Source organism: Burkholderia sp. 28_3 (assembly GCF_003253915.1).
GTDB classification, from domain to species: Bacteria; Pseudomonadota; Gammaproteobacteria; order Burkholderiales; family Burkholderiaceae; genus Burkholderia; species Burkholderia cenocepacia.
In genome coordinates this window covers 569,923-596,297 of the sequence record NZ_QKZF01000002.1, presented here as the reverse complement: position 1 = coordinate 596,297, position 26,375 = coordinate 569,923, and the positions used below count along the sequence as shown (strand labels likewise).

Sequence of the window (26,375 nt, the reverse complement as noted above, 5' to 3'; positions counted from 1 at the left end):
GAGTTTCTGTCCCGCATTCGCATCCGGTTCCGTCGATGAAGCATCGCCTCTTCCGTTTCGCCCCCGTCGCCCTCCTGTTCTCCGCCGTCGCCGCCGCACCGTTCGCGCACGCGGAGGAAGTCGGCAGCGTCAACACCCATTTCCGCGTCACGGGCTCCGATCGCGTGGTCGTCGAGGCCTATGACGATCCGGTCGTGAATGGCGTGACCTGCTACGTGTCGCGCGCCCGCACCGGCGGGATCAAGGGCACGCTCGGCGTCGCCGAGGATCCGAGCGAAGCGTCGATCGCGTGCCGGCAGGTCGGCCCGATCAGCTTCAAGGAACCGCTCAAGCAGCAGACCGACGTGTTCAGCGAACGCATGTCGTTCATCTTCAAGACGCTGCACGTCGTGCGCGTGATCGACAAGAAGCGCAACACGATCGTCTACCTGACCTACAGCGACCGTATCGTCAGCGGCAGCCCGAAGAACGCCGTGACCGCGGTGCCGATGCCCGCCGGCACGACGATTCCGGTCAAGTAAGCCCGCTCCCGCGCCCGATCATGTCCGCCGCCCGCCTCCCCGATTCCGCACGCTACTGGCGCACGCCGCTCGTGCCGGACGCGGATCTGCTCACGGCCACCTATCGCGATCACGCGTTCGCGCCCCACTGGCACGACGCGTACACGATCCCCGTGATTCTCGAAGGCGCGGAACGCTTCACCTATCGCGGCACCGGCTACGTCGCCGAAACGGGCACCGTGCCCGTGATCAATCCCGGTGAAGTGCACACGGGCTCGCGTGCCGCCGACGAAGGCTGGTGCTATCGCGTCAGCTACATGCCGGTCGAATTCATCCACGAACTCGCGAGTACGATCGCGGGCCGCCCGCAGGATGCACCGTGGTTTGCCCCCGACGTGATCCGCGACGCCGATCTCGCGGCCCGGCTCACGCTCGCGCACCGGATGCTGGAAGCCGGCAGCGAGCGCGCGCTGTCGTCGCAGGCCGATGCGGCCGGACAGCCGGCCGGCGATCCGGCCACCGGCGCGCCGCGCATCTACGATCCGCTCGCCGCCGAAACCGCGATGCTCGACGCGCTGTCGACGCTGATCGTGCGCCACGCCGACGTACGGCCGCGACCCGCGCCGCTCGCGGCCGACGAGCCACGCGTCGACGCGATGCGCGAGCGGCTCGCCGCCGACCTGATGTCCACGGTGACGCTCGACGAGGTCGCGCAGGCGGCCGGCCTGTCGCCGTTTCACGCGGCGCGCCTGTTCACGCGTACGACCGGCATGCCGCCGCATGCGTGGCGCAACCAGTTGCGGCTGCAGCGTGCGCTGGCGCCGCTGCGCGCGGGCGTGCCGGTCGCCGATGTCGCGGCGGCCAGCGGCTTCGTCGACCAGAGCCACTTCACGCGGCATTTCAAACGGATGTTCGGCGTGCCGCCCGGGCGCTGGCAGGCAAGCTGACGCGCGGCTTCCCGCCGTCGTCGGCCGCACGGCCGCCCGCGCCGGCCGGCACGCGGGCGCCGGCCCCGTTCCGGCGGGCGCAAGAACATACAAGCCGGCCCGCCACCGGCCCGCTATCCTCCCGCTCATGGAGGAGCGCTTCTTGAACAAGACACCCGCATCGCCCCCGCGCCGCCCGCTCAACGAATGGCTCGACGGCGCGCGCGACACGATTCCGATGATGATCGGCGCCGCACCGTTCGGCGTGATTTTCGGCACGCTCGTCGGCGGCGGCCCGCTCGCCGCCTGGCACGGCGCGCTGATGTCGCTCGCCGTGTTCGCGGGCTCCGCGCAGTTCATCGCGCTCGGCCTGATCGCCGGTAGCGCGAGTTTCGTCGTCGTGCTCGCCACGACACTGATCGTGAACCTGCGCCACCTGCTGTACAGCGCGACCCTCGCGCCCTATGTCGCGCACCTGCCGCTGCGCTGGCGCGCGACGCTCGGCGCGTTGATGACCGACGAGGTGTTCGCGGTCGCGTACGGGCACTACCGGCACTACCCGCCCGGCACGATCGGCCCCCACTACTTTTTCGGCTCCGGGCTCGCGATGTACCTGAACTGGCAGGTCTGGACGCTCGCGGGCATCGGCTTCGGCGCGGCATTCCCGGGCCTGCAGTCGCTCGGCCTCGATTTCGCGATGGCGGCGACCTTCATCGCGATCGTCGTCCCGCAGCTCGGCACGCTGCGCTATTTCGCGGCGGCCGCCACGGCCGGCACGCTCGCGTACTTCTGGCAGGGCTGGCCGTACAAGCTCGGGCTGCTCGGCGCGGTCGCCGTCGGCGTCGCGATCGGCGTCCTGCTCACGCTGCTGCACGATCGCACGCGCGCCGGCTCGCGCTCGGAGGCCGCATCGTGAGCTACGCGCTGTTGATCCTCGGCATGGCCGTCATCACGTATGCGATCCGCTCGACGTTGTTCCTGTTCGGCGAGCGGCTGACGTTCCCGCCGCTCGTGCGGACCGCGCTCGGCTTCGTGCCGGTCACCGTGCTGACCGCGATCATCGTGCCGATGACCGTTTCCCCGCACGGCGGCACGGCCGAGCTGACCTGGCGCAATCCGCAACTCGTCGGCGCGCTCGCCGCCGTGCTGGTATCGGCCACGACCCGCCGCCCGCTCGTGACGATCGCCGCCGGACTCGTGGTGTTCTTCCTGTGGCAAGGGGTCGTCCTCCCGCACTGGCTGCCCGCCTGAGCGCATGCTCGATCGCGCCCGCTCAAGTTTCCGCCCGGTGCGCCGATATAGGAGATGAAGACCCGCCACCGGCCTCGGCGCGCACCGGTCAGTCGACGCTGCGCCCGCCCCGGTGCGCCGTGCCGGCGCCGGCCTGCGCGGGCCGCCATCGAGACGATTCATGGGCCAGATCACCCTTTCCCTCAAGGACGACACGCTCGAGTCCCTGCGCAAGGACTACGATGCGTTCGTTCGCGTGTCGCTGAAACTCGACCCGCAATTCGCGACGCCGTCGTTCGAGGATTTCCTGCGCGCCAAGCTGCTCGACAACATGGTGCCGCTGACCGAGCACGCCGTGCAGCGGATGCTGCAGGGCGGCCAGTACGCATGGGCGAAGCGCACGCTCGACAAGGAATTCCCGGACGTCGTCGCGATCCTGATGCGGCAGGCCGGCGAATTCGGCTTCGGCTTCGCGTCGCGCTCCGAGTGGACGCCCGACGAACTCGCGAAGGCCTGCCGCGACTGGGCGAAGGCGATCGTCGCCGAAGCGCAGGGCGACGCGTCGCTGATCGATCCGCTCGCGTCGCAGATCAAGGGCGCGGCGCAGGACATCCAGACGCTCGAGGAATCGATGCAGACGCCGGCGTGGCGGCTCGCGGAATCGCTGCGGCAACGGATCTACGAAGCCAAGCTCGCGTGCGAGATGAGCGTCGGCAGCACCGCGCGCGACAAGCTCGGCGAACTGCGCGGGCTGCTGCGGCTCGGGCTCGCGCACGGCTCGTTCCAGAAGCAGGAAGCCCAGCAGATCATGGAATACCTGCGGCTGCTGAAGCCGGAGATCTTCGTCGAGGAACCGTACGACGTCTTCGCGCGGCTCGCCGCGTGGCTGCGCAGCGTGTTCACACCGGCCGCCGTGCGGCCGGCCCAGGGGCAGGGACAAGGGCAAGGCCCGCGCCGGCCGTGACGGCTCGCCCGTCCCGCTGAACCTTTTACTTCATGAAAAAGGCCCGGCTCGCGTCAAGCGAACCGGGCCGCCGGACGATCGCCGGTCGCGACGCACCGCCCGAAGGCGAGCGTCGCGACAAGCGCCGGGCATCGCTTACTGCGTGGCGCCCTGGGCCGATGCACCGCCCTGCGCGCCGACCGATGCGCCGCCCTCGGTCGCCTCGTCGGCCTTCGCCTTGGCCGAACCGGCATGGCTCTTGGCCGACTTCGCCGCATGCTTCGTGTGCTTCTTGGTCGAATGGACGGCCGACGACGTCGTATCCTTCGCGCCATCGGCTGCCGCGCCGACCGCATCGGTCGCAGCACCCGTCGCATTGCCCGACGCGTTCGCGCCGGCCCCGCCCTGCGCGCCTGCACCGACACCGGCCGCCGGCGTCTGCGCCTGCACGCCGGCACCGGCTGCGCCTTGCGCCGTCGTGCCCGTCTGGGCGAATGCGGCCGAAGTGGCGAACGCCGTCAGCGCGGCACCGATCAGCATCGTACGAATCTTGGACATGGCAATTCTCCTCAAGAAGTTGTCCGCCCGGGCCGCCGTTGCGGTCCGTCGCGTCCCCACCGCAACACGCAGCAGGTACGACAGAAGACCGGCGGCCCGCGCGGCCGGTTCGCCAATCTCTCAGACTGTTACCCACCGTTTCATTTGCTGACGAATCGCTCACAGTCCTTTACATCCGCCGGCAGCCGGCCGCGCTCGCGTGCCGGCCCGCGGTGCCGTATGATGCGGGGCGTTTCCTCCCGCGCGTCGCGCACCTTCCTCGTCATGCCCAATCTGGATTTCACGCTGACCGGCGAATACGTCGAGCTGCACAACCTTCTCAAGATCACCGGCCTCGCGGACAGCGGCGGCACCGCGAAGCTGATCGTCGCGTCCGGCGCCGTGAAAGTCGACGGCGCGGTCGAGCTGCGCAAAACCTGCAAGATCCGCGCGGGCCAGGTCGTGCTGCTCGGCGACACGCGCATCGCGGTGCGCGAGGCCTAGCCCCGCCGCGTTCCCCCTGCCTGCGACATGGCCATCGATGCACGCGTTCGACACGGTACGAATAAAGCCGTAAGCTAACCGTCTCTCAAAATAAATACATATAGCGCGGGCCCGCACCCGCGCGAGCGCCCATTCCATGTCGCATTCCGGTTTCACGCGGACGGCCGCCGCGCCGCCGTCCCTGTCCAGTCATGCCGCCGATACCGCGCGCCTCGCCGCGCCGCTCGCGATCGCGCAACTTTCCCAGATGGCGATGAGCGTCACCGACACGGTGCTGCTCGGCTCGCTCGGCCCCGATTCGCTCGCGGCGGGCGGGCTCGGCGCAAACTTCTTCTTCGTGATCGTGACGATCCTGCAAGGGGTGCTGTCGTCGGTCAGCGTGAGCGTCGCGCATGCGCGCGGCGCGCAGGCCGAGGACCGCGTGCCGTACATCTACTGGACGGGCTTCGCGCTGTCCGTGCTGCTCGCGATTCCGGCGATCGTCGCGCTGTCGCTCGCCGAGCCGATCCTGCTGATGTTCCACGAGCCGCCGCCGCTCGCGCATCACGTCGGCGAATACACGGGCATCCTGCGCTACGCGGCGCTCGGCAGCCTGATCGGCGTCGGGCTGATGCGCGCGTTCCTGCCGGCGATCGGCGCCGCGCGGCGGCTCTTGTGGGTGTCGATCGGCGGCGTCGGCGTCAACGGCGTGCTGAACTACGGGCTGATCCACGGCGCATTCGGGTTGCCACGCCTCGGTTTTCTCGGTTCGGCCGTCGCGACGACGATCACGATCTGGCTCACCGCGCTCGCGCTGATCTGGCTGCTGCACGGCCGGCAGCGCTTCCGCCATTTCGTGACCGCGGCGCGCCCGAAGCTACCCGTGATGGGAGAGCTGATCGGCATCGGCTGGCCGGTCGCGATCACGTACGGGGTCGAATCGACGCTGTTCCTCGCCACCGGCCTCACGGTCGGCGTGCTGGGCGCGACGTCGCTCGCCGCGCACCAGATCGCGCTGAACGTCGCGTCGGTATCGTTCATGGTGCCGCTCGCGATCGGCCAGGCGGCCAACGTGCGCGTCGGCTACTGGGTCGGCGCGGGCTCGCCCGTCGCCGCGCGGCACGCGGGTTTCGTCGCGCTCGCGCTCGGCGTCGGCTTCATGTCGCTGTCGGGCCTCGTGATGATCGTCGCGCCGCACACGATCGTCGGCCTGTACCTGCACCTCGACGACCCGGCCAACGCGGCCACGGTGTCGCTCGCCGCGTCACTGCTCGGCATCGCCGCGGTGTTCCAGATCGTCGACGGGATGCAGACCGTCGCGTCGGGTGCGCTGCGCGGCCTGAAGGACACGCGCATCCCGATGCTCGCCGCGACCTTCGGCTACTGGGGCATCGGCTTCCCGACCGGCTACTGGTTCGCGTTCCACGCGGGCCTGGGGGCGCGCGGCCTGTGGTGGGGGCTCGCGGCCGGGCTCGCGAGCGTCGCCGCGCTGATGGCCTGGCGCTTTCACCGCAAGACCCTCTCGCTCATCGCGACGGCGCGCTAGGGCCGGTTCCCGCTCGTCGCGGGCTTGCGCCGGCCCCAGGCGCGACACGACGCAAAATCGCGGCCGGCGCTATGCTTGTCGGTTGAACACCTCGAGACGCCGCGCCAGCGGCGCGACTGCCTCACGATACGTCTGATTACGCCTGACGCCGCGCGACGACGCGCGGCCTTTCCCCTTTCCAGGAGGAGTGCATCATGAATGAAGCAGTTCGGATGGAACGCGACACGTTCGGCGAGATCGCCGTGCCGGCCGATCGGCTCTGGGGCGCGCAGACCGAGCGCTCGCTGCAGAATTTCCGGATCTCGACGGAGAAGCAGTCGCCCGAGCTGATCCACGCGCTCGCGATCGTCAAGCGCGCCGCGGCGGCCGTCAACCAGTCGCTCGGCGTGCTCGCCGACGACAAGGCGCACGCGATCATCGCAGCCGCCGACGAGATCATCGCCGGCAAGCATCCGCGCGAATTCCCGCTCGCAGTGTGGCAGACGGGCTCCGGCACGCAGACCAACATGAACCTCAACGAGGTGATCGCGAACCGTGCGAGCGAACTGATGGGCGGCGAGCGCGGCGAAGCGCGCAAGGTGCATCCGAACGACGACGTGAACCGCGGCCAGTCGTCGAACGACGTGTTCCCGACCGCGATGCACGTGGCGGCCGCGTATGCGATCGTCAATCACCTGCTGCCGGCGCTGCGCACGCTGCGCGCGACGCTCGACGCGAAGTCGAAGGCGTTCGCCGACATCGTGAAGATCGGCCGCACGCACCTGCAGGACGCCACGCCGCTCACGCTCGGCCAGGAATTCTCCAGCTATGTCGCGCAGCTCGACCAGGGCATCCGTCACGTCGAATCGGCGCTGCCGCATCTGTACGAGCTCGCGCTCGGCGGCACCGCGGTCGGCACGGGGCTGAACGCGCACCCGGAATTCGCGGTGCGCGTGGCCGACGAGATCGGCCGGCTCACGAAGCTGCCGTTCGTGACGGCGCCGAGCAAGTTCGAGGTGATGGCGGCCGCCGATGCGCTGGTCTTCGCGCACGGCGCGCTGAAGACGGTCGCGGCCAGCCTGATGAAGATCGCGAACGACGTGCGCTGGCTCGCGAGCGGGCCGCGCTGCGGGCTCGGCGAGCTGTCGATTCCGGAAAACGAGCCGGGCAGCTCGATCATGCCGGGCAAGGTGAACCCGACGCAGTCGGAAGCGGTGACGATGCTGTGCTGCCAGGTGTTCGGCAACGATGTCGCGGTCAACGTCGGCGGCGCGAGCGGCAATTTCGAGCTGAACGTGTTCCGGCCGATGATCGCGCACAACGTGCTGCAATCGGTGCGCCTGCTCGCCGACGGCGCGCAGAGCTTCAACGATCACTGCGCGGTGGGCATCGAGCCGAACCGCTCGCGGATCGACCTGTTGCTGAACGAATCGCTGATGCTCGTGACGGCGCTCAATCCGCACATCGGCTACGACAAGTCCGCGCAGATCGCGAAGAAGGCGCACAAGGAAGGCACGACACTGAAGGCGGCCGCGCTCGCGCTCGGCTACCTGACCGAGGCGGAATTCGATGCCTGGGTGCGCCCCGAGCAGATGATCGGGACGCGGTAACGGCAGGACGGCGGGCGCGGCGCGACGAGCGCGGCGCCCACGGCACTCAGACGGTGCCCTTCGCGACTTCTTCCGGCTTCATCTCGACGATCTTGTCGAGCGCGGCCCGCACGTCGGCCGCATATTTCGCGAGCACGCGCTGCTCGTCGGTTTCGGGCACGAACGGCGGCACCGGCACCGGGTTGCCGTTCTCGTCGACCGCGACGAACACGACGAGGCAATCGGTCGTCTGGCGCAGCACGCCGCCCTTCGGATCGCCGGCGTGCACCGACACGTGGATGTGCATGCTGGTACGCCCCGTCGCGACGACGCGCGCCTTCAGCTCGACCAGATTGCCGACCAGGATCGGACGCTGGAAACGGATGTTGCCGACGCTGACCGTCACGCAATAGCGGCTCGACCAGACGGCCGCGCACGCATACGCGACCTCGTCGATCCACTTCATCAGCGCGCCGCCATGCACCTTGCCGCCGAAGTTCACGGACGAAGGCTCGGCGAGGAAGCGGAATACGGTTTCGGTGCGGTCGAGGGCGGCCGGCACGGGGGACGGTTGGGACATTGTTCTGGCTCCAGGCGACAGGGGCGCTGTGATCGGCCATTATACGTTGCACTGCGGCAACGCGTCGCGGCAAGCCCCGCGTGGCGGGGCTGCGGCGGTCATGCCGACGCGCGCGGGGAGCGCCGCCGGTCAGCGGCGCACCGTGATGCCCTGGTCGATCGTCCCGTACATCTCGATACTGCCGCCGCGCTCGCCGGTCGCGCCCGCGCCGCCCTGCGCACACGCCGCGCATACGAGCGCGGCGGTCAACACACAGAAAATCGTCTTCATCGTTGCATCGCGTCACATGCGGCGGCCCGCTGCCGCCGCGTCCGGCCATTCTACGCGTGCCCTGCAACCGGCCGCAGCCCGTCCCCGCAGGGGCGTCGCGGCCGCATCCGACATTTCATCCGGAAGCGAAACATCGAATGCGCGCACCGACTACACTGCCTTCATCCCGCTCGACGAGGCACGACGATGACCGATCAAGACGACCACCATTTTCCGGGCCTGAGCCGCATCGGCGCACTGATCGCCGATCCCGGCCGCGCCGCGATGCTATGGGTGCTGATGGACGGCAGCGCGCGGCCGGCCGGCGAACTGACGATGATCGCGGGGCTGTCGCCGTCCGCGGCCAGCGCGCACCTCGCCCGCCTGACCGAGGGCGGCCTGCTGGCGCTCGACGTGCGCGGCCGGCATCGCTACTACCGCATCGCGTCGGCCGACATCGCGGCCTCGCTCGAAGCGCTGGCGAACGTCGCCCGCGCGGCCGCGCCGCACCGTCCGGTTCCGCCGCCGTCGCGCGCGGTCCCGGCCGAACTGCGCTACGCCCGCACCTGCTACGACCACATGGCAGGCGAGCTCGCGGTGCGCATCTTCGACGGCCTCACCGCGCGCGGCTGGCTGCTCGCGAACGGCGACGCGATCGAGACCACCGAGCTCGGCACGCAGGCGCTCGGGCGATGGGGCATCGACGTCGCGCAACAGCGCGCGCGCCGGCGCCGCTTCGCGTGCGGTTGCCTCGACTGGAGCGAGCGGCGCTCGCATCTCGGCGGCGCGCTCGGCGCGGCGCTGCTCGAAAGCTTCTGCGCACACGGCTGGATCGAGCGCACTGCCCGGCCGCGCGTGCTGCGCGTCACGGCGCCCGGCCGGCAGGTTTTCGATGCGTGGCTTACGTCCGCTTGACGCCGGCATTGCAGCCGCACGACAACGGCGCGCGATGGACAGGTTTTGTTACATCGCATGCCATTCGACTTACAAAACACCGTGCCTTGAAACAGGCCAAGCGGATATTGTGAACTCGACGGCACGAATCGACGCGCCGCGATCACGACAATGACGCTCACCATGGCCACCCTGTTCACGCTCAAGCGCACCGCCCGCTACACGCTGCTCGCGTTCGTCGCGCTTGCGGCGCTGCCGCCCGCCTTCGCGCAATCGGCCGATGCGCCGCCGAATATGGCCGCGGCACGGCAACCGGGCGGCGATCCGCCCGGCCGCGTCGCGCGGCTCAATTACCTGTCGGGCGCCGTGACGACCGAACCGGCCGGCACCGATGCGTGGTCGTATGCGGCGGTGAACCGGCCGCTGACGACCGGCGACCAGCTCTGGAACGATGCCGGCGCGCGCTCGGAACTGCACATCGGCTCGACCGCGGTGCGGCTCGGCGAGTCGACGAGCCTGGCGGTGCTGAATCTCGACGACACGACGACGCAGTTGAAAGTGGGCCTCGGCACCGTGTCGACGCACGTGCGCGATTTGCCGGCCGGCGGATCGTATGAAATCGACACGCCGAACCTCGCGCTCGGCATCACGGGCCCCGGCGACTATCGCGTCGATGTGGCGCCGAACGGCGCGAGCACGACGGTGACGGTGCGCAGCGGCAGCGCGACGGCCTACGGCAGCAACGGGCAGTACCCGCTGTCGCCCGGGCAGCAGGTCGTGTTCACCGGCACCGACCTGCAGGTCGCGCAACAATCGGCCGCACCGGGCCCCGATGCGCTCGACCAGTGGGCGGCCAGCCGCGACACGGCCGAAGCGCGCTCGGTGTCGGCCCGCTACGTGTCCCGCGACATCCCCGGCTACCAGGATCTCGATGCGAACGGCACGTGGCGCGAAACGCCGAACTACGGCGCGGTCTGGGTGCCGAACGACACGCCGGCCGACTGGGCGCCGTATCACGACGGCCACTGGATCTGGCAGGCGCCGTGGGGCTGGACCTGGGTCGACGACGCGCCGTGGGGCTTCGCGCCGTATCACTACGGCCGCTGGGCGTACGTGGACGACAGCTGGGCCTGGGTGCCCGGCCCGATGGTCGTCAGCCAGCCGCCCGTCTATGCGCCGGCGCTCGTCGCCTTCGTGGGCGGCGGCGGTGGCGGCGGTTCCGACTGGAATGTGGCGCTGACGGTCGGCGGCGTCGCCGCGGCCGGCTGCGCATGGTTCGCGCTCGGCCCGGGCGAGCCGTGGCATCCGGGCTGGGGCGGCTGGAGCCCGCACTACTACGAGCGCGTCAACCGCAACATCGTGGTGAACAACGTCAACGTGAACAAGACCGTGAACGTGACGAACATCACCAATATCACCAACATCAACAAGACGTACGTGAATTTCCGCGCGCCGCACGCGATCACGGCCGTACCGGCCTCCGCGTTCGTGCACGGCCAGCCGGTCGCGCACTTCTCGCAGCACGTCGATCCGCAGCAATGGCGCAACGCGCATGTCACGCCGGGCACGCCCGGCATCGCGCCGGTGCGCCAGAGCTTCACCGGCGGGTTGCGCAATGCCAGCTACCGTCCGCCGGCGGCGATCGCGCAGCACCCGTACGTCGCGACCCGCAATCCGGCCGTGCCGGCCGCATATCGCGACGAGGCCGCCGCCCACCTCGCGCAGCAAGGCGGGCGCGTACCGGGCGCCGGCGCACCGGTCGTGAAGACCAACGTGCCGGCCGACTATACGGCTCGTCCGGTCCGCGTGCCGGGCAAGCCGGGCGGCGGCGCCTGGGCGATGCACAACGTGCAGCTCGTGAATCCGCACGGCCCCGTCGTGCAGCCGGCCCGCGCGCCGCGCGAAGGCCAGCCGGCCGGCGTGCAGGCCGGACGGCCGGAGGCGCCGACGCCGGGCATGCCAAATGTCGCACGGCCGGCAAACGGCGACATCCCGAACGCACCGCGTTTCGCCAATGGCGGCACGCCGCAGGCATCCGGCAACCCGATCCCGCATCAGGCATTCGCGACCGGCAACGGCGTCCCGCATCCGCCGGAAGCGAACAACGCTCGGTCGGGCATCGGTCAGGCGCGGGCAGCCGACGCGCCGTCATCGCCCACGTGGATGCAGCCGCACACGCCGATGGAACGTCAGCGCCCTGCTCCGCCCACCGCGCTGCACGCGGCCGGCCAGAACGCGCTGCCGCCCGTGCGCAGCGCCGCGGTGCCGCACCCGGACGGCGTGCCGGCCCCGCAGGGCATCCAGCCCGGCGGCCGCAACGAAGCGCCGCGCGCGCTGCCGCAACCGCAGCCCGACCATACCGCGCAGATTCCGCAGCCGCAACCGGAACGGGCCGCCCCCGCGCCGCAGCCGCGCCCGGACTTCGCTCAACCGGCGCCCCATCGCGAAGTCGCGCCGCCGCGCGTGAACGAGTACCGTCCGCCGGCGCCCGCCGTGCACGACGTGCCGCGTCCGCAGCCGCAGGCGCCGCGGATGGAGCCGCGCCCGCAACCGGCGCCCCGCATGGAGCCGCGCCCGGCGATGCCCGCTCCGCGGATGGAACCGCGGCCGCAGCCGGCGCCGCACGTCGAGGCGCCGCGCCCGAGCAACCCGCCGCCGCAAGGCGGCCACGAGGAGCGGCATCGCCAGTAAGTGCAGCAAACCTGAAACAAAAAGGCTCGACCGGTATCAGCCGGTCGAGCCTTTTTGCAGGGTGCGGATCGATGGACCCGCGCGGCCCCGGCCGCGCGATCAGACCGCCATCGGCGCGGTCAGCGGCTCATGGTGCCGATAGCCGACGAGCGAGAAATCGGACGGCTCGACCTGCTCCAGCCATTCCGGCGCATAGACGCCCGTCTTCGCGTAGTCGGGCACGCGCTCGGCAATTTCCAGCCGCGGGCTTTCGTACGGCTCGCGGGTGAGTTGCTGCTGCAGCATGTCGAGCTGGTTCTCGTAGATGTGGGCGTCGCCGATGAAATACGTGAACCAGCGCGGCGTGTAGCCCGTCAGCCGGCCGACGAGCGACAGCAGCGCGGCCCCTTCCGTCAGGTTGAACGGCGTGCCGAGGCCGACGTCGTTGCTGCGGATGTACAGGCACAGCGAGATCTCTCGCTTCGTCGCGTTCGGCAGGAACTGGTACAGCAGATGGCACGCGGGCAGCGCGATCTGGTCGAGCACGGCCGGATTCCATGCGTGAAACAGGATGCGGCGATCGGACGGGTTCTCCATGATCGTGTCCAGGCACTGGCGCAACTGATCGATCGCCTTGTACAGCAGCACCTTCGGCGCGCCGTCTTCGTCGAAACGCGTGACGATCCGGAAGCCGCGGCGGGTCGCATCGGCGATCTGCGCGTCCGCGCCGGCATCCAGCACCTTGTAGCCCGGCCACTGGCGCCATTGCACGCCGTAGACGTCGCCGAGATCGTCCACGCCCTGGCGATACGGGTTCGCGAGCCACTGTGCGTTCTCGTTCGCGTTCGCATCCCACACCTTGCAGCCGAGCGCACGGAAATCGGCCGCGCTGCGCGACGCGCGCAGGAAGCCGACCAGTTCGCCGATCGCAGACTTGAACGCGAGCTTCTTGGTCGTCACGGCCGGGAAGCCTTGCTGCAGGTCGAAGCGCAGCATCGCGCCCGGCATGCTGATGGTGCGGATCCCCGTCCGGTTCTCCTGCCAGCTGCCGGTATCGAGAATGGTACGAACGAGATCGAGATACTGTTTCATGCGGGTTCCTTCGGCCGCGAGGGCGGCCGTACCCGCCAATTTTAACAAGCGTGACGCGGAAGCTCCGGCAACGGCGCCGAAAACCCTCCGAGCGTGTCGCCGCGATCGCGCATCCCGTGTGCGCACATCAGCCGGTAGAGCGTGACGCGCGATACGCCGAGTTCGCGCGCGGCATCCGCGAAACGGCCGCGATGGCGCAGCAGCGCCTGCTCGATCGCCTGCCGTTCGGCCGCCTCGCGCGCCTCCAGCAGCGACACCGGCGCAAGCGCCGCATAGTCGTTCAGTTCGAGATCGGCCGACGTGATCATCCGGCCTTCCGACATCACGATCGCGCGGCGCACGCGGTTGATCAGCTCGCGCACGTTGCCCGGCCACGAATAGCCGTACAGCGACGCGACCGCATCCGGGGAAAAGCCGCGCAGACGGCGATGCGCATCGCCCTTGAAGCGCTCGAGCATGTGGCGCGCGAGCACCTCGATGTCCTTGCCGCGCGCGCGCAGCGGCGGCTCCTCGATCTTCAGCACGCACAACCGATGAAACAGGTCCTCGCGGAAGCGCCCTTCGCGCAGCGCCGCTTCCATGTCCACGTGCGTCGCGCAGATCACGCGCACATCGACCGGCACCGACACGTGCGCGCCGAGCCGCTCGATCTTGCCTTCCTGCAGGAAGCGCAACAGGCTCGCCTGGCTTTCGAGCGGCAGATCGCCGATCTCGTCGAGAAACAGCGTGCCGCCGTTGGCGGCCTCGACGCGACCGATCTTGCGCTGGTTCGCACCGGTGAACGCGCCGCGTTCATAGCCGAACAGTTCGGCCTGCAGCAGCGTCGACGGTATCGCGCCGCAATTGATCGCAATGAACGGCGCCTGTGCGCGCGACGAGCGCTCGTGAATCGCGACCGCCGTCAGTTCCTTGCCCGTACCCGATTCGCCGGAGATGAATACCGGTGCGTCGGTCGCCGCGACGCGGCGGATCGTCCTGAAGAGCCCGAGCATCGCATCGCAGGTGCCGACCATCTCGCCTTCGCTGCGTCCGGCGCCGACGGGCGGCGCAACGGGATCGGTCAGGGCGACCATGCCGTGCGCATGACCGACCGTCTCGACGATCCGCGCCGTTTCGTACGGCATCGTCACGTAGTCGAAGCAATAGTCGCGAATGAGGTGGCGCAGCGTCGCGTCCTGCAACTGGCCGCGCCGCGTCGCCGCGATCCAGCCGATGTGCTGGATGCTCAGGCAGGATTCGAGTTCACGCAGATCCGACGGCTTGAAGCCCGGCGAGAAATCGAGCAGGCCGGCGGTTGCGACGCCATGCTGCACGACGCGCCGCACATCGCGCACGGTCTCGGCCAGATCGACGCGCCAGCCGCATTCGTCGAAATGGCCGCGCAACGCGTCGTTCGGTTCGCGCGAATAGTAGATCACGTGCCGCTGATCGGCTCCCATATGCTCACCCCGTTCATCAACCGTCTAACGATTGCCGCACACGTCAAGGTCACGTGCAAAAGGATCGAATCGGGTCAGCCCAAGGTGGCTCGATTCGCCATGCCGATGCGCGGCAACGACACAGCCTCGCATGATGGCGCTTATCTCGCGTCCAGTTATTTTTGATCAAGACTGCTTGGTTATAGGCACCGAATACGACAAAGCCGTTTCAGTGCCGATGGCGATGCGGCCGAATCGCTCAGGAGGTCGATGCAGATCAATCATCTGCACATAGCCCATGCGCAGGGAAGGGTTTCGTCATCAACACACGCGCCGATTTTCATCCTTGAAGCGTATCGATTGAATCAGCAGTATTCCCGAGCCCCCTCGTTTCAGGCCTGAAACATTTTCAGGCGTTTTTGGCCACAATTCGCAACGCTTGAGCAGGAATCGCAATGGCGGCAATGGTCCCGGTACCGTGGCATGTATTTCGCTGAATACGGGAACGACCGGAGACAGTCGCCATGCGAAAACATCTTTTACTTTCTTTCGTGCCGATGACGCTCGTGCTCTCGGCAGCCGGCCCGCCCGCACCGGCATGCGCGGACGAAGGCATGCGGCCGGATCGCGCCATGCTGGTTGCCGAGCCTGTGCCGAGCATGCAGCTCGGCGACGGCTTCAGTATCGTGACCGTGTCGGCGCCGCAACCGCTGCCGGCCGCCCAGGCCTCCGTGACGCTTTGGGACGAGATCCCGCCGCCGCCCCAGTTGCCGATGCCGCTGCCGGCGCCGCAACCGTCGGACATGCGGCACGCGATGGGCGGCAACGCGCGAGGCAGTACGCATCCTTGATGCTCGCGTCGCTTCGATTCGATCAGGATTCCGTATTGAACTGACGATCCGGTCGAACGCGCTGCCCTCGATCGGAACCGGCATCGCCGATCTCGCGGCACAAAACGTTTTTTGTGCTCCGTCCCCCGGCGGGCACTCTTTTTATTCGGACGGTCGCCGCGACGCGGAGCATCACGCGTCGCGGCGCACGGCACGGGAAACGCCGACGTCCCTACCGGCGTGCGGAATCCGGAGCGTGCCGCCGTTCCGGTAAAATCGGCCCATTCCGTTTTCCCTCTTCCCCGACCTTCATGACGACGTTGACCCTGATCGTCGCGCGTGCCCGCAACGGCATCATCGGCCGCGACAACCAGTTGCCCTGGAAACTTCCCGAGGACCTCGCGTTCTTCAAGCGCACGACGATGGGTGCGCCGATCGTGATGGGCCGCAAGACCCACGAGTCGATCGGGCGGCCGCTGCCGGGCCGCCGCAATATCGTCGTCACGCGCGACGCGACGCGCCGTTTCGAAGGCTGCGACACGGTCACGTCGCTGGCCGATGCGCTGGCGCTCGCCGCGCGCGACGGCGCACCCGAGGCATTCCTGATCGGCGGCGCGCAACTCTATGCGGAAGGTCTCACGCTCGCCGACAAGCTGGTCGTCACCGAGATCGATGCGGACTTCGACGGCGACGCATCGTTCCCGGCGCCCGACGCCGCGCACTGGCAGGAATTCTCGCGCGACGCACATCAGGCAGCCGCGCCGAACACGTTCGGCTATGCGTTCGTCGTCTACGCACGCAAGCGCGGCTGACGCCTGCTTCCGCACGATGAAAAAAGCCCGACCGGTTTGCGCCGGTCGGGCTTTTTCGTTTCCAGGCGGCCGGTGCCGCGTGCGGCTTACTGCCCCGCGATCGTCATCTGCTCGATCAGCACCGAGCCGGTTTCCTTCGTCCCGCGCACGATCGAATCCGCACCGATCGCGACGATATGGCGGAACATCTCCTGCAGCGTGCTGGCGACGGTGATTTCCTCGACCGGATACTGGATCACGCCGTTCTCCACCCAGAAGCCCGCCGCGCCGCGCGAATAGTCGCCCGTCACGTAGTTCACGCCCTGCCCCATCAGTTCGGTCAGCAGCAGGCCCGTGCCGAGTTTCTTCAGCATCGCGTCGAAGTCGTCGCCCGCCTGCGTGTTCGAGCTGCGCAGCGCGAGGTTGTGCGAGCCGCCCGCGTTGCCGGTGGTTTGCGTGCCGAGCTTGCGTGCCGAATAGGTCGACAGGAAATAGCCTTCGACGACGCCGTCCTTCACGACGCTGCGCGCACGCGTGCGCACGCCTTCCTCGTCGAACGGTGCGCTGCCCATCGCGCGCGGCACGTGCGGATCCTCGACGACCTGGACGTGCGGCGCGAACACCGGCTTGCCGAGGCTGTCGACGAGGAACGACGTCTTGCGATACAGCGCGCCGCCGCTCACTGCCTGCACGAAGGCGCCGAGCAAGCCGGCCGCGAGCGGCGCCTCGAACAGCACGGGCACCTTGCGCGTGTCGAGACGGCGCGCGCCCATCCGCGCGAGCGCGCGTTCGGCCGCGTAACGGCCCACCGCTTCGGGCGCGGCGAGATCGATCGCGCTGCGCTTCGACGAATACCAGTCGTCGCGCTGCATGTGGCGGCCGCTGCCCGCGATCGGCGCGCACGCGATGTAGTGGCGCGAGTACGGATAGCCGGCGAGGAAGCCGCGCGACGTCGCGAGCACGAATTGCGAATGCTGCGCCGACACGCTCGCGCCTTCCGAATTGCGGATCTGCGGGCTGACCGCGAACGCGGCGTCTTCCGCGCGGCGGGCGAGCTCGACGGCTTCGTCGGCGCTCAGCGCCCACGGGTGGTACAGATCGAGGTCGCGCGGGTCGGTTTCGAGCAGCTCGGCTTCGGCGAGACCGGCCGCTTCGTCCTCGGCCGTGAAGCGCGCGATGTTGTACGCGGCAGCGACGGTGTCCTTGATCGCGGCCGGCGAGAAGTCCGACGTGCTCGCGTTGCCGCGCTTCTTGCCGATGAACACGGTCACGCCGACCATCTTGTCGCGGTTGTGCTCGATCGTTTCGACTTCGCCGCGGCGCACCGACACCGACAGGCCGTCGCCCTCGGAGATTTCGGTCGCGGCGTCCGTCGCGCCGAGCGCCTTCGCATGGCGAAGGATGTCCGATGCGATTTCCTTGAGCTGGTCCTGCGTGTGCGGGAAATAGCGCGCTTGTACGTCGAGATTGGCTGCCATCGTCTTGGTATCCGGTGGCGGGCGGGCGCCCGCATGGTCAAAATGTTGCGTATCCCGCGATCATAGCAAGGTCCGGGGCCGGACACAGACAAGCTTGGGGTGTCCGCGCCGCGATACAATGCGGCCCATGACACGCAAAACCCGAATCCAGCCGATCGAACATGCCGTCGAGGACGACGACAATGGCTACGATCGCCCCAGCAAATCCCAGTTGAAGCGCGAAATGCACGCGCTGCAGGAACTCGGCCAGGCGCTCGTCGACCTGCCGAAGGACGCGCTCAAGCGCATGCCGATGCCCGAAGATCTCGCCGACGCCGTGCGCGAGGCGCGCCGGATCACCGATCACGAGGGCAAGCGCCGCCAGCTCCAGTACGTCGGCCGCGTGATGCGCTCGCTGACCGACGACGAAACGGCCGCGCTGCGTACCGCGCTCGACGCGCAACGCGGCGTGAACAAGGCCGCGACAGCCCGCCTGCACTGGATCGAGCGCACGCGCGAGCAGCTGCTCGCGAGCGACGACGCACTGACCGAATTCCTGCGCCAGCACCCCGACGCCGACATCCAGGAAGGCCGCACGCTGATCCGCAACGCGCGCAAGGAAGCGCAGCAAGGCAAGCCGCCGCGCTATTTCCGCGAGCTGTTCCAGTGGATCAAGGCCGCGGGCGGCGCATCCGACAGCGACGACGAAGCGGCCGACGACGCCGGAGACGACCATGACGACCATGACGACGAAGCGTAACCACCCGGACGAACTCGTGGTCGGCCTCGTGTCGATCAGCGACCGCGCGAGTACGGGCGTCTACGAAGACAAGGGCATTCCGGCGCTGCAGGAATGGCTCGCCGGCGCGCTGGTTTCGCCGTGGCGCGCCGAAACGCGCCTGATCCAGGACGATGCGCCGACGATCTCGGCCACGCTGACCGAGCTCGTCGACGTCGCCGGCTGCGACCTCGTGCTGACGACGGGCGGCACCGGCCCCGCGCGCCGCGACGTGACGCCGGAAGCCACGCTGGCCGTGGCGACGAAGGAAATGCCGGGATTCGGCGAACAGATGCGGCAGATCAGCCTGAATTTCGTGCCGACCGCGATCCTGTCGCGGCAGGTCGCGGTGATCCGAGAAACGGCCGACCATGCGGCGCTGATCATCAACCTGCCCGGCCAGCCCAAGTCGATCCGGGAAACGCTGGAAGGGCTGCGCGACGCCGACGGCAAGCCGACCGTGCCCGGCATCTTCGCCGCGGTGCCCTACTGCATCGACCTGATCGGCGGCCCGTATGTCGAGACCGACGCCGCGGTGGTCGCGGCGTTCCGGCCGAAAAGCGCGCGGCGCTGAGCGTTTGCCGGGCGCTGCGCGCGTGCCGGCCCGCTCACGCGGCCGGCGCGGATTCCCCTGCCGACACCGACGCGGCCGGAATCAGGAAATGCTCGCGGTAATACTTCAGCTCGTCGATCGATTCGTGGATGTCCGCGAGCGCAGTGTGCATCGCCCGCTTCTGGAAACCCTTGTAGATGGCCGGCTGCCAGCGGCGGCACAGCTCCTTGAGCGTGCTGACGTCGAGGTTGCGGTAGTGGAAGAATCGCTCGAATTCCGGCATCCAGCGCGCCATGAAGCGGCGGTCCTGGCAAATCGAGTTGCCGCACATCGGCGACTTGCCGGGCGACACGTACTGCGCGAGGAACGCCTGCAGTTGCGCGGCGGCGTCCGCCTCGGTCACGGTCGATGCGCGCACGCGGTCGATCAGGCCGGAACGGCCGTGCGTCGACTTGTTCCAGTCGTCCATCTTCGCGAGCGTCTCGTCGCTCTGGTGGATCGCGAACACCGGGCCCTCGACGGCAATGTCGAGCGTGGAGTTGGTCACGACGACCGCGATCTCGATGATGCGGTCGTTATCCGGGTCGAGGCCCGTCATCTCCATGTCGAGCCAGACGAGGTTCAACTCGTTGCGCACGAGCGCGGGCTGGCTGGCGGAAGCGGCGGTATCGGTCATGATTCATCCTGGAAAATGGCGGACCGGGCGCGCCGATGCAGCGCCGCCCGGGCGGCCGGCATCGCATCAGCGGGGCCGGTCCGCAAGAACATATAATTCTCGCATAGAACCCTTTGGCGCCTTCGATGTCACCCTTTTCGTTCACCCTGCTGTTCGCGCTCGCCGTACTCGCGATGGTCGTCACCAAACTGTGGCTCGCATCGCGGCAGATCCGCTTCGTCGCCGCGCACCGTAACGGCGTACCCGCGCAGTTCAGCGCCACCATCCCGCTGACCGCCCACCAGCGCGCGGCCGACTACACGGTCGAGCGCACCCGGCTGACGATGCTCGAGATCGTCGTCAGCGCGGCCGTGCTGGTCGGCCTCACGCTGCTCGGCGGCGTCGGCGCGCTCGACACGCTGCTGACCGGCTGGCTCGGCCGCGGCTACGGGCAGCAGGTCGCGCTGGTCGCCGCGGTGCTCGTGATCACGGGCGTGATCGACGTGCCGTTCGAGTATTACCGCCAGTTCGGGATCGAGCAGCGCTTCGGCTTCAACCGGATGACGAAGCAGCTGTTCTTCACCGACATGCTGAAGAATTCGCTGCTCGGCGCCGCGCTCGGCCTGCCGCTGCTGTTCGTCGTGCTGTGGCTGATGAACCAGGCCGGCAGCCTGTGGTGGCTGTGGACCTGGATCGTGTGGGTCGCGTTCCAGATGCTCGTGCTGCTGATCTACCCGACCTTCATCGCGCCGCTCTTCAACAAGTTCGAGCCGCTGAAGGACGACGCGCTGCGCGCGCGCATCGAGTCGCTGATGAAGCGCTGCGGCTTCGCGGCCAAGGGGCTGTTCGTGATGGACGGCAGCCGCCGCTCCGCGCACGGCAACGCGTACTTCACGGGCTTCGGCGCATCGAAACGGATCGTGTTCTTCGACACGCTGCTCGCGCGCCTGTCCGGCCAGGAGATCGAGGCCGTACTCGCGCACGAACTCGGCCACTTCAAGCGCCGCCACGTGATGAAGCGCATGCTCGTGTCGTTCGTGCTGAGCCTCGTGCTGCTCGCGCTGCTCGGCTGGCTCGCGCAGCGCACGTGGTTCTATACGGGGCTCGGCGTCACGCCGTCGCTCGACACCAGCAACGCGGGCGCCGCGCTCGTCCTGTTCTTCCTCGCGATTCCCGTGTTCCTGTTCTTCGCGACGCCGTTCAGCAGCCTCACGTCGCGCAAGCACGAATTCGAGGCCGACGCGTTCGCGGCCAGCCAGACCGACGCGCAGGATCTCGTCAGCGCGCTCGTGAAACTCTACGAGGACAACGCGTCGACGCTGACGCCCGACCCCGTCTACACGGCCTTCTACTACTCGCATCCGCCGGCCTCGCAGCGGATCGACCGCCTGCTGCAGCACGCATGAGCCGGCCGACCTCCCGCAAGCCGGCCCCGCGCGCGTCGAGCGCGCAACGGGCCGAAGGCCGCGTGATTGCGGCGCACGGCCGCCACTACATCGTCGCCCCCGACGACGGCGGCCCGATGCTGCAATGCTTCCCGCGCGGCAAGAAGAGCGACATCGCGGTCGGCGACCGCGTCGCGTACGAACTCGCGTCGGCCGACCAGGGCGTGATCGTGGAAATCGGCGAACGGCGCAACCTGCTGTACCGCTCCGACCAGTTCAAATCGAAGCTGTTCGCCGCGAACCTCGACCAGTTGCTGATCGTGCTCGCGACCGAGCCCTATTTCAGCGAGGATCTGCTCGGCCGCGCGCTGATCGCCGCCGAAGCGAACGAGCTGAAGCCGCTCGTCGTGCTGAACAAGATCGACGTCGAGGCCGCGCTGCCGGTCGCGCGCGAACGCCTCGCCCCGTACCGCGCGCTCGGCTACGACGTGCTCGAGCTGTCGGTGAAAGGCGCGCCGGACGATGCGCGCGCGCAGCTGATGCCGCACCTCGCCGGGCATTCGACGATCCTGCTCGGCCAGTCCGGGATGGGCAAGTCGACGCTCGTGAACCTGCTCGTGCCCGACGCCGAAGCCGCAACCCGCGAAATTTCGGCCGCGCTCAACAGCGGTCGTCACACGACGACGTTCACGCGCCTGTACCCGCTGGAAGGCGGCGGTGCGCTGATCGATTCGCCGGGCTTCCAGGAATTCGGCCTCTACCACCTGACGGAAGGCCGCCTCGAGCGCGCGTTTCCGGAATTCCGGCCGCTGCTCGCGGACTGCCGTTTCTATAATTGTCATCATCTGCACGAGCCCGGCTGCGCGATCCTCGAAGCGGTCGCCGACGGCCGTATCGCGCCGTCGCGGCACGCGCTGTACGCGCAGCTCGTGCACGAGGCGAGCCAGATCGTCCGCTGACCGCGCGACGTGCACGACGGCCGGCCGGCGCCAGCCGGGCCGGCTTTCATCGACAGGAGCCGCGATGCGTTTCAAGGCACCCGACCTCGCGACCGCGCAGCATTGGGCCAACGTGCTCCAGGTAGCCGGCATCGGTTGCGAACTGCACAACTGCTACGCGACCGGCGCGCTCGGCGGCCTGCCGGCCGATGCGTGCACACCCGAGCTGTGGCTCGACGACGAACGTGACGACGCACTCGCCCGCCGGCTCCTCGACGCCGCGTCGCACGGCCCGTCGGCGGGCGCGGCGCCCTGGCGCTGCCGGCAGTGCGGCGAAGCGCTCGAAGCGCAATTCACCGCGTGCTGGCAATGCGGCGCCGTGCGTGACCCTCTCGATGACTGAATGCACCGCGCTGACACACAGCGAAAAGGCCGGCATCGAGCCGGCCTTTTCATTTCATCGCGCGTCAGGCTGCCCCGTCACGACACCCAGACGGCAAGCGTCAGCATCAGCAGCAGGATCATCCACAGAATCACCGCGCGCCATACGAGGCCGACCGCCGACTGCAGCGTGCGCGGCGTGCAATCGTCACCAACCGTCAACGGGCCGCTGTCGCCGACTGCCAGCGCATCGAGGCTCGACGGTTCCGCGAGCGGCCCGGCGAGACGCGCGCCGAGCGCCCCGCTGCCGGCGGCCAGCAGTACGCCGTCGTTCGGGTCGGGCCACTGGCGCGTGTGATTGCGCCACGCGTAAATCGCATCCTCGAAATTGCCGACGATCGCGAAACCGAGCGCCGTCAGTCGGGACGGAATCCAGTCGATCACGAAGAACGCACGCTGCGCGAACGTCGAGAACGCGGCCGTACGGTCGTCGCCCGGCGTCGCCCAGCTGCGCGCGAGATATTCGGAAATCCGGTACAGCACGGCGCCGGCCGGGCCGATCGGCAGCACGTACCAGAAGAACACGCCGAACACGTGGCGATGCGACGCGACGACCGCATGGATCAGCGTATGGCGGACGATTTCACCCACCGGCATGTCGACCGTGTCGATGCCCGTCCATTCATGGAGGATTTCACGCGCGCGCGGCACGTCGTCGTTGTTGAGCGCGAGGTGGATGTCGGTAAAGTAGTGGCTGAACTGGCGGAAGCCGAGCGTGAAATACACGACGGCGACGTTCCACAGGAACGCGAGCACGAAGCTCACCTTGTACAGCAGGAAATAGATCAGCGCGACGATCAGCACCCACGGCAGCACGACCGCGAGCCATGCGAGGATCCCGTGCTTCTGCTTGCCGGCGTCGAGGCCATGCGCGACGGTTTCCGCATGAAACTGGAACAGCGCGAATACCGGATTGCTCGGCGACAACGCGCGGACCTGTTCGATGATGAGAGCGAGGAGAACCGAAAAGAAAGTCATGCGTGGCGCCGTCTTCGGAGTTATGTCATTTTTTGCATAACGATAGCACAGCGTCAGCCGCGCATGGCTGCCGGCGCGGTCGCCCGGCAGCCGGTCGCGCGCGCCAGTCGGCGCGCCCGCCTAGCCGGCGGCCAAGAAGCGATACAGATTGCGAAACATGCCGGCAGTTGCGCCCCAGATGAAGTAATGCCCGCCCGGTTCGCCATTCGGATAGGGCATGGCAAAAAAACGACGCTCGCCGCCTTCCCACCGGAACACGCGGACCTGATGGTTCGCGGGATTCATCACGAACGCGAGCGGCACTTCGAAAATCTCGGCGACTTCGAACGTATCGGCCTGCACAGTAAACGGCGGATGCACGAGGCCGACGACCGGCGTCACGCAGAAACCCGTGCCGGTCAGGTAGTCGGGCAGCGCGCCGAGAATCTCGACGCGTTCGGCGGCCAGCCCGATCTCTTCCTTCGCCTCGCGCAACGCGGTGGCGGTCGCATCGCGGTCGAACGGCTCGCGACGGCCGCCGGGAAAGCTGATCTGTCCGGCGTGGTCGTTCAGGTGATCGGCGCGCTGCGTCAGCAGCACGGTGAGGCCTGACTCGCGGACGACGAGCGGCACGAGGACGGCCGCGCTACGCGGATCGACGCCCTCCTGCAGCCTCGCCTCGCCGGGCTCGACGCTCCATTCGAGCGTGCGCGCAAAACGTTCGCGCAGGCCGGACGGCGTCATCAGCCGGGAGTCGATGACGGGCAGGCCGGCGCCGGTGCCTTCGACCGGCAAGACTTCGGGATCGATGATGGGGCGGCGATTCAATGGGACTCTCGGGTTCGTGTCGTATCGAGCATATTGTCGCGCCAGAATGAAAAAAGCACCCGGTTGGGTGCTTTTTCCTTACAGCTCTTACTCTTGGGAAGCTGCTGCGGCGCGATCCTTCGACACCAGCTTTTCCTTGATACGAGCCGACTTGCCCGAACGCTCGCGCAGGTAGTACAGCTTCGCACGACGCACATCACCGCGACGCTTCACGACGATGCTTGCCAGCAGCGGCGAGTACGTCTGGAACGTACGCTCGACGCCTTCGCCCGACGAGATCTTGCGAACGATGAAGTTCGAGTTCAGACCACGATTGCGAATCGCGATCACGACGCCTTCGTAAGCCTGAACGCGCTTGCGGTTACCTTCAACCACGTTCACGTTCACGATCACCGTGTCGCCCGGGGCGAAATCGGGGATCGTCTTGCCGGCGAGCGCGCGCTCGATTTCTTCCTGCTCAAGTTTTGCGATCAGATTCATTACTGACTCCTTATGCCATCGTGTCGGCGTTGGCACCCGCCTGCTTCCAGGCCTGGCCCCGATAGAGGATGGATTCACATCAGGCACCGTACACGCATGTACGGCACCGCCAATTCCCGCTCGCGCAGCCGCCTCAGGAGGCGTCCTTCGCTTCGCGTGCGAGGTTCGCAAGCCACGCCTCGTCGGCCCGGCTCAACAACTTTTCGCGGCGCGCCCGGACGATCAGGTCCGGCCGCTTCCGCAACGTATTCCTCAATGCTTCCTGACGCCGCCACTTCTCGATCTCGGCATGATGCCCGCCGAGCAACACGTCCGGCACGCGCACGCCGTCGTATTCCTCGGGACGCGTGTAGTGCGGACAATCGAGCAGACCATCGGCGAAGCTGTCCTGCACGGCCGACAGCGAATCGTTCAGCACACCGGGCAGCAATCGCACGACTGCATCCATCATCGCCATCGCCGGCAGCTCGCCGCCCGACAGCACGAAATCGCCGAGGCTGATTTCCTCGTCGACGCAACGGTCGAGCAGGCGCTGATCGATCGCTTCGTAACGACCGCACAGCACGACGACGCCGGGTTCCTGCGCCATCCGCACCGCGCGATCATGCGTGAGCGGCGCGCCTTGCGGCGACATCATCACGACGCGCGTGCTCGCGATGCCCTGCTCCGCCTGTGCCGCTTTCGCGGCATCGATCGCGGCTTCGAGCGGCCTCGCCAGCATCACCATGCCCGGACCGCCGCCGTACGGACGATCGTCGACCGTGCGGTAGTTGTCCGTCGTGAAATCACGCGGGTTCCAGGTGCGCAGCCCGAAGCGCCCCTGCTTGACGGCCCGGCTGGTGATTCCCCAGTCGGTCAGTGCGCGGAACATCTCGGGAAAGAGCGTGATGACGTCGAACTGCACCGCGCTCTCGGTAACCTGGTTCATTTCAGTAATCGGCTTCCCAGTCGACGACGATGCGACGCGCCGCCTGATCCACCGTTTTGACGTAGACGCCGACGAACGGAATCAACCGCTCGTCGGTGGTCGGCCGACCGTCTTTGCCGGTCGCCGGATACTCGACACGCATGATCGAATGCACGCCGTTGTCGATCATCCCGCTCACCTTCCCGAGCGCCACCGATTGCTCGTTGACGACCTCGAGACCGATCAGGTCGACCCAATAGAATTCGTCCGCGGCCAGTGCCGGGAAATCTTCCCGGCGCACGAACACGCGAAAGCCGCGCATGGACAGCGCAGCATCGCGGTCGCTGACGCCCGCGGGTTGCGCAACGACAGTGTCGCTGTGCGTCTTCGACTGCATGATGCGGACGGAAAGCCGCTCCGCACCGCGTTCCAGCCACCAGCGACGCGCATTGAGCAGCGCGTCGCCACCGCGACCGGCATCGGCATGCGCCGCCACCTTGACCCAGCCTTTCAGGCCGTAGGCGTCGACCACCGCCCCGACCTCGACGGCATCGTCGGGCCAGGTTTGCGTCGCGTCGAGGCCGCCTGGTTCGGCAGCCTGACCGGCGTTCGCGACCATGTCGCGCTCGACCGGTTTGCGGACGAATGCGCCGAATGACGCCCGCCCGCGCCTTGCATTACCGGAATCGTGACCCGCCATCAATGCACCTCATAGCCGGCACGACCGGCACACCGTGCC

The 26,375-nt window shown here is 68.2% G+C and carries 29 protein-coding genes; 17 read left to right on the top strand and 12 right to left on the bottom strand.

Annotated features, from left to right (window positions below; translation table 11 throughout):
• The first annotated feature begins 35 nt into the window (after positions 1 to 35).
• The 5 genes from DFS13_RS07535 to DFS13_RS07515 all read left to right on the top strand — a co-directional run bounded on the left by DFS13_RS07535 (position 36) and on the right by DFS13_RS07515 (position 3,620).
• Positions 36 to 521, top strand: a complete 486-nt coding sequence (locus tag DFS13_RS07535) for a CreA family protein (RefSeq protein WP_006486196.1) — start codon at positions 36 to 38, stop codon at positions 519 to 521.
• Between the two features lie 20 nt (positions 522 to 541).
• Positions 542 to 1,447 (top strand): AraC family transcriptional regulator, encoded by a 906-nt coding sequence (locus DFS13_RS07530; RefSeq protein ID WP_006486200.1) that lies wholly within the window; start codon positions 542 to 544, stop codon positions 1,445 to 1,447.
• A gap of 127 nt (positions 1,448 to 1,574) precedes the next feature.
• Positions 1,575 to 2,342, top strand: a complete 768-nt coding sequence (locus DFS13_RS07525) for an AzlC family ABC transporter permease (protein WP_006496522.1) — start codon at positions 1,575 to 1,577, stop codon at positions 2,340 to 2,342.
• Positions 2,339 to 2,677, top strand: a complete 339-nt coding sequence (locus DFS13_RS07520; RefSeq protein WP_006486204.1) for an AzlD domain-containing protein — start codon at positions 2,339 to 2,341, stop codon at positions 2,675 to 2,677. Before DFS13_RS07525 ends, DFS13_RS07520 begins: the two co-directional genes overlap by 4 nt.
• A gap of 160 nt (positions 2,678 to 2,837) precedes the next feature.
• Positions 2,838 to 3,620, top strand: coding sequence for a DUF4088 family protein (locus DFS13_RS07515; protein WP_006493266.1), 783 nt, complete (start codon positions 2,838 to 2,840; stop codon positions 3,618 to 3,620).
• Positions 3,621 to 3,755: 135 nt separating this feature from the next.
• Here the strand turns inward: DFS13_RS07515 and DFS13_RS07510 are convergent, their stop codons facing one another.
• The gene (locus DFS13_RS07510) at positions 3,756 to 4,157 is read right to left on the bottom strand and encodes a hypothetical protein (RefSeq protein ID WP_006486212.1); all 402 of its coding nucleotides are present in this window, start codon (positions 4,155 to 4,157) and stop codon (positions 3,756 to 3,758) included.
• A gap of 264 nt (positions 4,158 to 4,421) precedes the next feature.
• On the opposite strand from DFS13_RS07510, the gene DFS13_RS07505 reads away from it, so the two are divergent.
• The 3 genes from DFS13_RS07505 to fumC all read left to right on the top strand — a co-directional run bounded on the left by DFS13_RS07505 (position 4,422) and on the right by fumC (position 7,754).
• Positions 4,422 to 4,640 (top strand): RNA-binding S4 domain-containing protein, encoded by a 219-nt coding sequence (locus DFS13_RS07505; protein ID WP_006486208.1) that lies wholly within the window; start codon positions 4,422 to 4,424, stop codon positions 4,638 to 4,640.
• Between the two features lie 136 nt (positions 4,641 to 4,776).
• Positions 4,777 to 6,165, top strand: a complete 1,389-nt coding sequence (norM, locus tag DFS13_RS07500; protein WP_111441534.1) for a multidrug efflux MATE transporter NorM — start codon at positions 4,777 to 4,779, stop codon at positions 6,163 to 6,165.
• A gap of 194 nt (positions 6,166 to 6,359) precedes the next feature.
• On the top strand, positions 6,360 to 7,754 hold the full coding sequence (fumC, locus tag DFS13_RS07495) for a class II fumarate hydratase (RefSeq protein ID WP_111441533.1): 1,395 nt from the start codon (positions 6,360 to 6,362) through the stop codon (positions 7,752 to 7,754).
• Between the two features lie 46 nt (positions 7,755 to 7,800).
• On the opposite strand, the gene DFS13_RS07490 is transcribed toward fumC, so the two are convergent.
• Complete coding sequence (locus DFS13_RS07490) at positions 7,801 to 8,313, bottom strand: acyl-CoA thioesterase (protein ID WP_006493265.1); 513 nt, start codon at positions 8,311 to 8,313, stop codon at positions 7,801 to 7,803.
• Positions 8,314 to 8,442: 129 nt separating this feature from the next.
• Positions 8,443 to 8,583, bottom strand: coding sequence for a hypothetical protein (locus DFS13_RS40230; protein WP_006486199.1), 141 nt, complete (start codon positions 8,581 to 8,583; stop codon positions 8,443 to 8,445).
• Positions 8,584 to 8,769: 186 nt separating this feature from the next.
• Between DFS13_RS40230 and DFS13_RS07485 the strand changes: the two genes are divergently transcribed.
• Both DFS13_RS07485 and DFS13_RS07480 read left to right on the top strand, forming a co-directional pair.
• Positions 8,770 to 9,477 (top strand): helix-turn-helix transcriptional regulator, encoded by a 708-nt coding sequence (locus DFS13_RS07485; protein WP_111441532.1) that lies wholly within the window; start codon positions 8,770 to 8,772, stop codon positions 9,475 to 9,477.
• Positions 9,478 to 9,627: 150 nt separating this feature from the next.
• Positions 9,628 to 12,147 carry a DUF6600 domain-containing protein gene (locus tag DFS13_RS07480; RefSeq protein WP_241308474.1) on the top strand — a complete coding sequence of 840 codons (2,520 nt, stop codon included), beginning with the start codon at positions 9,628 to 9,630 and terminating at the stop codon, positions 12,145 to 12,147.
• Positions 12,148 to 12,246: 99 nt separating this feature from the next.
• On the opposite strand, the gene DFS13_RS07475 is transcribed toward DFS13_RS07480, so the two are convergent.
• Together DFS13_RS07475 and DFS13_RS07470 are read right to left on the bottom strand one after the other, a co-directional pair.
• Positions 12,247 to 13,218 (bottom strand): thymidylate synthase, encoded by a 972-nt coding sequence (locus DFS13_RS07475; protein WP_006486933.1) that lies wholly within the window; start codon positions 13,216 to 13,218, stop codon positions 12,247 to 12,249.
• Positions 13,219 to 13,259: 41 nt separating this feature from the next.
• Positions 13,260 to 14,657 (bottom strand): sigma-54 dependent transcriptional regulator, encoded by a 1,398-nt coding sequence (locus DFS13_RS07470; RefSeq protein WP_006486860.1) that lies wholly within the window; start codon positions 14,655 to 14,657, stop codon positions 13,260 to 13,262.
• A gap of 503 nt (positions 14,658 to 15,160) precedes the next feature.
• Here DFS13_RS07470 and DFS13_RS07465 point away from each other — a divergent pair.
• Together DFS13_RS07465 and DFS13_RS07460 are read left to right on the top strand one after the other, a co-directional pair.
• Positions 15,161 to 15,487: a hypothetical protein gene (locus tag DFS13_RS07465; protein WP_006486864.1), complete on the top strand. Its 327-nt coding sequence runs from the start codon at positions 15,161 to 15,163 to the stop codon at positions 15,485 to 15,487.
• 290 nt (positions 15,488 to 15,777) lie between these two features.
• On the top strand, positions 15,778 to 16,278 hold the full coding sequence (locus DFS13_RS07460) for a dihydrofolate reductase (protein WP_111441531.1): 501 nt from the start codon (positions 15,778 to 15,780) through the stop codon (positions 16,276 to 16,278).
• 86 nt (positions 16,279 to 16,364) lie between these two features.
• Here the strand turns inward: DFS13_RS07460 and pmbA are convergent, their stop codons facing one another.
• Complete coding sequence (gene pmbA, locus DFS13_RS07455; protein ID WP_048984630.1) at positions 16,365 to 17,735, bottom strand: metalloprotease PmbA; 1,371 nt, start codon at positions 17,733 to 17,735, stop codon at positions 16,365 to 16,367.
• A gap of 127 nt (positions 17,736 to 17,862) precedes the next feature.
• On the opposite strand from pmbA, the gene yjgA reads away from it, so the two are divergent.
• Together yjgA and mog are read left to right on the top strand one after the other, a co-directional pair.
• The gene (yjgA, locus tag DFS13_RS07450) at positions 17,863 to 18,474 is read left to right on the top strand and encodes a ribosome biogenesis factor YjgA (RefSeq protein WP_277626985.1); all 612 of its coding nucleotides are present in this window, start codon (positions 17,863 to 17,865) and stop codon (positions 18,472 to 18,474) included.
• Entirely contained in the window at positions 18,458 to 19,066 is a 609-nt protein-coding gene (mog, locus tag DFS13_RS07445; RefSeq protein ID WP_006486883.1) for a molybdopterin adenylyltransferase, read from the top strand. The genes yjgA and mog overlap by 17 nt, the downstream gene beginning before the upstream one ends.
• Positions 19,067 to 19,100: 34 nt before the next feature.
• Here the strand turns inward: mog and orn are convergent, their stop codons facing one another.
• Positions 19,101 to 19,721: an oligoribonuclease gene (orn, locus tag DFS13_RS07440; RefSeq protein ID WP_006486828.1), complete on the bottom strand. Its 621-nt coding sequence runs from the start codon at positions 19,719 to 19,721 to the stop codon at positions 19,101 to 19,103.
• Positions 19,722 to 19,846: 125 nt separating this feature from the next.
• On the opposite strand from orn, the gene DFS13_RS07435 reads away from it, so the two are divergent.
• From DFS13_RS07435 to DFS13_RS07425, 3 genes are all read left to right on the top strand, one after another.
• On the top strand, positions 19,847 to 21,106 hold the full coding sequence (locus DFS13_RS07435) for a M48 family metallopeptidase (protein ID WP_048984637.1): 1,260 nt from the start codon (positions 19,847 to 19,849) through the stop codon (positions 21,104 to 21,106).
• Complete coding sequence (rsgA, locus tag DFS13_RS07430; protein WP_006486937.1) at positions 21,103 to 22,044, top strand: ribosome small subunit-dependent GTPase A; 942 nt, start codon at positions 21,103 to 21,105, stop codon at positions 22,042 to 22,044. The genes DFS13_RS07435 and rsgA overlap by 4 nt, the downstream gene beginning before the upstream one ends.
• Positions 22,045 to 22,108: 64 nt before the next feature.
• Complete coding sequence (locus tag DFS13_RS07425) at positions 22,109 to 22,426, top strand: putative signal transducing protein (RefSeq protein ID WP_011351362.1); 318 nt, start codon at positions 22,109 to 22,111, stop codon at positions 22,424 to 22,426.
• Positions 22,427 to 22,503: 77 nt separating this feature from the next.
• Here DFS13_RS07425 and DFS13_RS07420 read toward each other — a convergent pair whose 3' ends face one another.
• The 5 genes from DFS13_RS07420 to rimM all read right to left on the bottom strand — a co-directional run bounded on the left by DFS13_RS07420 (position 22,504) and on the right by rimM (position 26,336).
• Positions 22,504 to 23,442 (bottom strand): CobD/CbiB family protein, encoded by a 939-nt coding sequence (locus DFS13_RS07420; protein WP_006486900.1) that lies wholly within the window; start codon positions 23,440 to 23,442, stop codon positions 22,504 to 22,506.
• Positions 23,443 to 23,562: 120 nt separating this feature from the next.
• Complete coding sequence (locus DFS13_RS07415; RefSeq protein ID WP_006486824.1) at positions 23,563 to 24,249, bottom strand: CoA pyrophosphatase; 687 nt, start codon at positions 24,247 to 24,249, stop codon at positions 23,563 to 23,565.
• An 87-nt stretch (positions 24,250 to 24,336) separates the two neighbouring features.
• The gene (rplS, locus tag DFS13_RS07410; protein WP_006486838.1) at positions 24,337 to 24,729 is read right to left on the bottom strand and encodes a 50S ribosomal protein L19; all 393 of its coding nucleotides are present in this window, start codon (positions 24,727 to 24,729) and stop codon (positions 24,337 to 24,339) included.
• A 133-nt stretch (positions 24,730 to 24,862) separates the two neighbouring features.
• Positions 24,863 to 25,657 (bottom strand): tRNA (guanosine(37)-N1)-methyltransferase TrmD, encoded by a 795-nt coding sequence (gene trmD / locus DFS13_RS07405; protein ID WP_006486979.1) that lies wholly within the window; start codon positions 25,655 to 25,657, stop codon positions 24,863 to 24,865.
• Between the two features lies 1 nt (position 25,658).
• Entirely contained in the window at positions 25,659 to 26,336 is a 678-nt protein-coding gene (gene rimM, locus DFS13_RS07400; RefSeq protein WP_006496528.1) for a ribosome maturation factor RimM, read from the bottom strand.
• Between the last annotated feature and the right edge of the window lie 39 nt (positions 26,337 to 26,375).

Bases quoted from the DNA above. Each gene is read 5' to 3' on its own strand.
- DFS13_RS07525 (WP_006496522.1), top strand. From the start codon at position 1,575: ATGGAGGAGCGCTTCTTGAACAAGACACCCGCATCGCCCCCGCGCCGC.
- DFS13_RS07465 (WP_006486864.1), top strand. From the start codon at position 15,161: ATGCGAAAACATCTTTTACTTTCTTTCGTGCCGATGACGCTCGTGCTC.
- DFS13_RS07420 (WP_006486900.1), bottom strand. From the start codon at position 23,442: ATGACTTTCTTTTCGGTTCTCCTCGCTCTCATCATCGAACAGGTCCGC.
- DFS13_RS07470 (WP_006486860.1), bottom strand. From the start codon at position 14,657: ATGGGAGCCGATCAGCGGCACGTGATCTACTATTCGCGCGAACCGAAC.
- DFS13_RS07515 (WP_006493266.1), top strand. From the start codon at position 2,838: ATGGGCCAGATCACCCTTTCCCTCAAGGACGACACGCTCGAGTCCCTG.
- DFS13_RS07505 (WP_006486208.1), top strand. From the start codon at position 4,422: ATGCCCAATCTGGATTTCACGCTGACCGGCGAATACGTCGAGCTGCAC.
- DFS13_RS07435 (WP_048984637.1), top strand. From the start codon at position 19,847: ATGTCACCCTTTTCGTTCACCCTGCTGTTCGCGCTCGCCGTACTCGCG.
- DFS13_RS07510 (WP_006486212.1), bottom strand. From the start codon at position 4,157: ATGTCCAAGATTCGTACGATGCTGATCGGTGCCGCGCTGACGGCGTTC.
- trmD (WP_006486979.1), bottom strand. From the start codon at position 25,657: ATGAACCAGGTTACCGAGAGCGCGGTGCAGTTCGACGTCATCACGCTC.
- DFS13_RS07475 (WP_006486933.1), bottom strand. From the start codon at position 13,218: ATGAAACAGTATCTCGATCTCGTTCGTACCATTCTCGATACCGGCAGC.
- DFS13_RS07485 (WP_111441532.1), top strand. From the start codon at position 8,770: ATGACCGATCAAGACGACCACCATTTTCCGGGCCTGAGCCGCATCGGC.
- fumC (WP_111441533.1), top strand. From the start codon at position 6,360: ATGAATGAAGCAGTTCGGATGGAACGCGACACGTTCGGCGAGATCGCC.
- mog (WP_006486883.1), top strand. From the start codon at position 18,458: ATGACGACGAAGCGTAACCACCCGGACGAACTCGTGGTCGGCCTCGTG.
- DFS13_RS07530 (WP_006486200.1), top strand. From the start codon at position 542: ATGTCCGCCGCCCGCCTCCCCGATTCCGCACGCTACTGGCGCACGCCG.
- DFS13_RS07480 (WP_241308474.1), top strand. From the start codon at position 9,628: ATGACGCTCACCATGGCCACCCTGTTCACGCTCAAGCGCACCGCCCGC.
- orn (WP_006486828.1), bottom strand. From the start codon at position 19,721: ATGACCGATACCGCCGCTTCCGCCAGCCAGCCCGCGCTCGTGCGCAAC.
- rplS (WP_006486838.1), bottom strand. From the start codon at position 24,729: ATGAATCTGATCGCAAAACTTGAGCAGGAAGAAATCGAGCGCGCGCTC.
- DFS13_RS07535 (WP_006486196.1), top strand. From the start codon at position 36: ATGAAGCATCGCCTCTTCCGTTTCGCCCCCGTCGCCCTCCTGTTCTCC.
- rsgA (WP_006486937.1), top strand. From the start codon at position 21,103: ATGAGCCGGCCGACCTCCCGCAAGCCGGCCCCGCGCGCGTCGAGCGCG.
- pmbA (WP_048984630.1), bottom strand. From the start codon at position 17,735: ATGGCAGCCAATCTCGACGTACAAGCGCGCTATTTCCCGCACACGCAG.
- DFS13_RS07490 (WP_006493265.1), bottom strand. From the start codon at position 8,313: ATGTCCCAACCGTCCCCCGTGCCGGCCGCCCTCGACCGCACCGAAACC.
- DFS13_RS07460 (WP_111441531.1), top strand. From the start codon at position 15,778: ATGACGACGTTGACCCTGATCGTCGCGCGTGCCCGCAACGGCATCATC.
- rimM (WP_006496528.1), bottom strand. From the start codon at position 26,336: ATGGCGGGTCACGATTCCGGTAATGCAAGGCGCGGGCGGGCGTCATTC.
- yjgA (WP_277626985.1), top strand. From the start codon at position 17,863: ATGACACGCAAAACCCGAATCCAGCCGATCGAACATGCCGTCGAGGAC.
- norM (WP_111441534.1), top strand. From the start codon at position 4,777: ATGTCGCATTCCGGTTTCACGCGGACGGCCGCCGCGCCGCCGTCCCTG.
- DFS13_RS40230 (WP_006486199.1), bottom strand. From the start codon at position 8,583: ATGAAGACGATTTTCTGTGTGTTGACCGCCGCGCTCGTATGCGCGGCG.
- DFS13_RS07425 (WP_011351362.1), top strand. From the start codon at position 22,109: ATGCGTTTCAAGGCACCCGACCTCGCGACCGCGCAGCATTGGGCCAAC.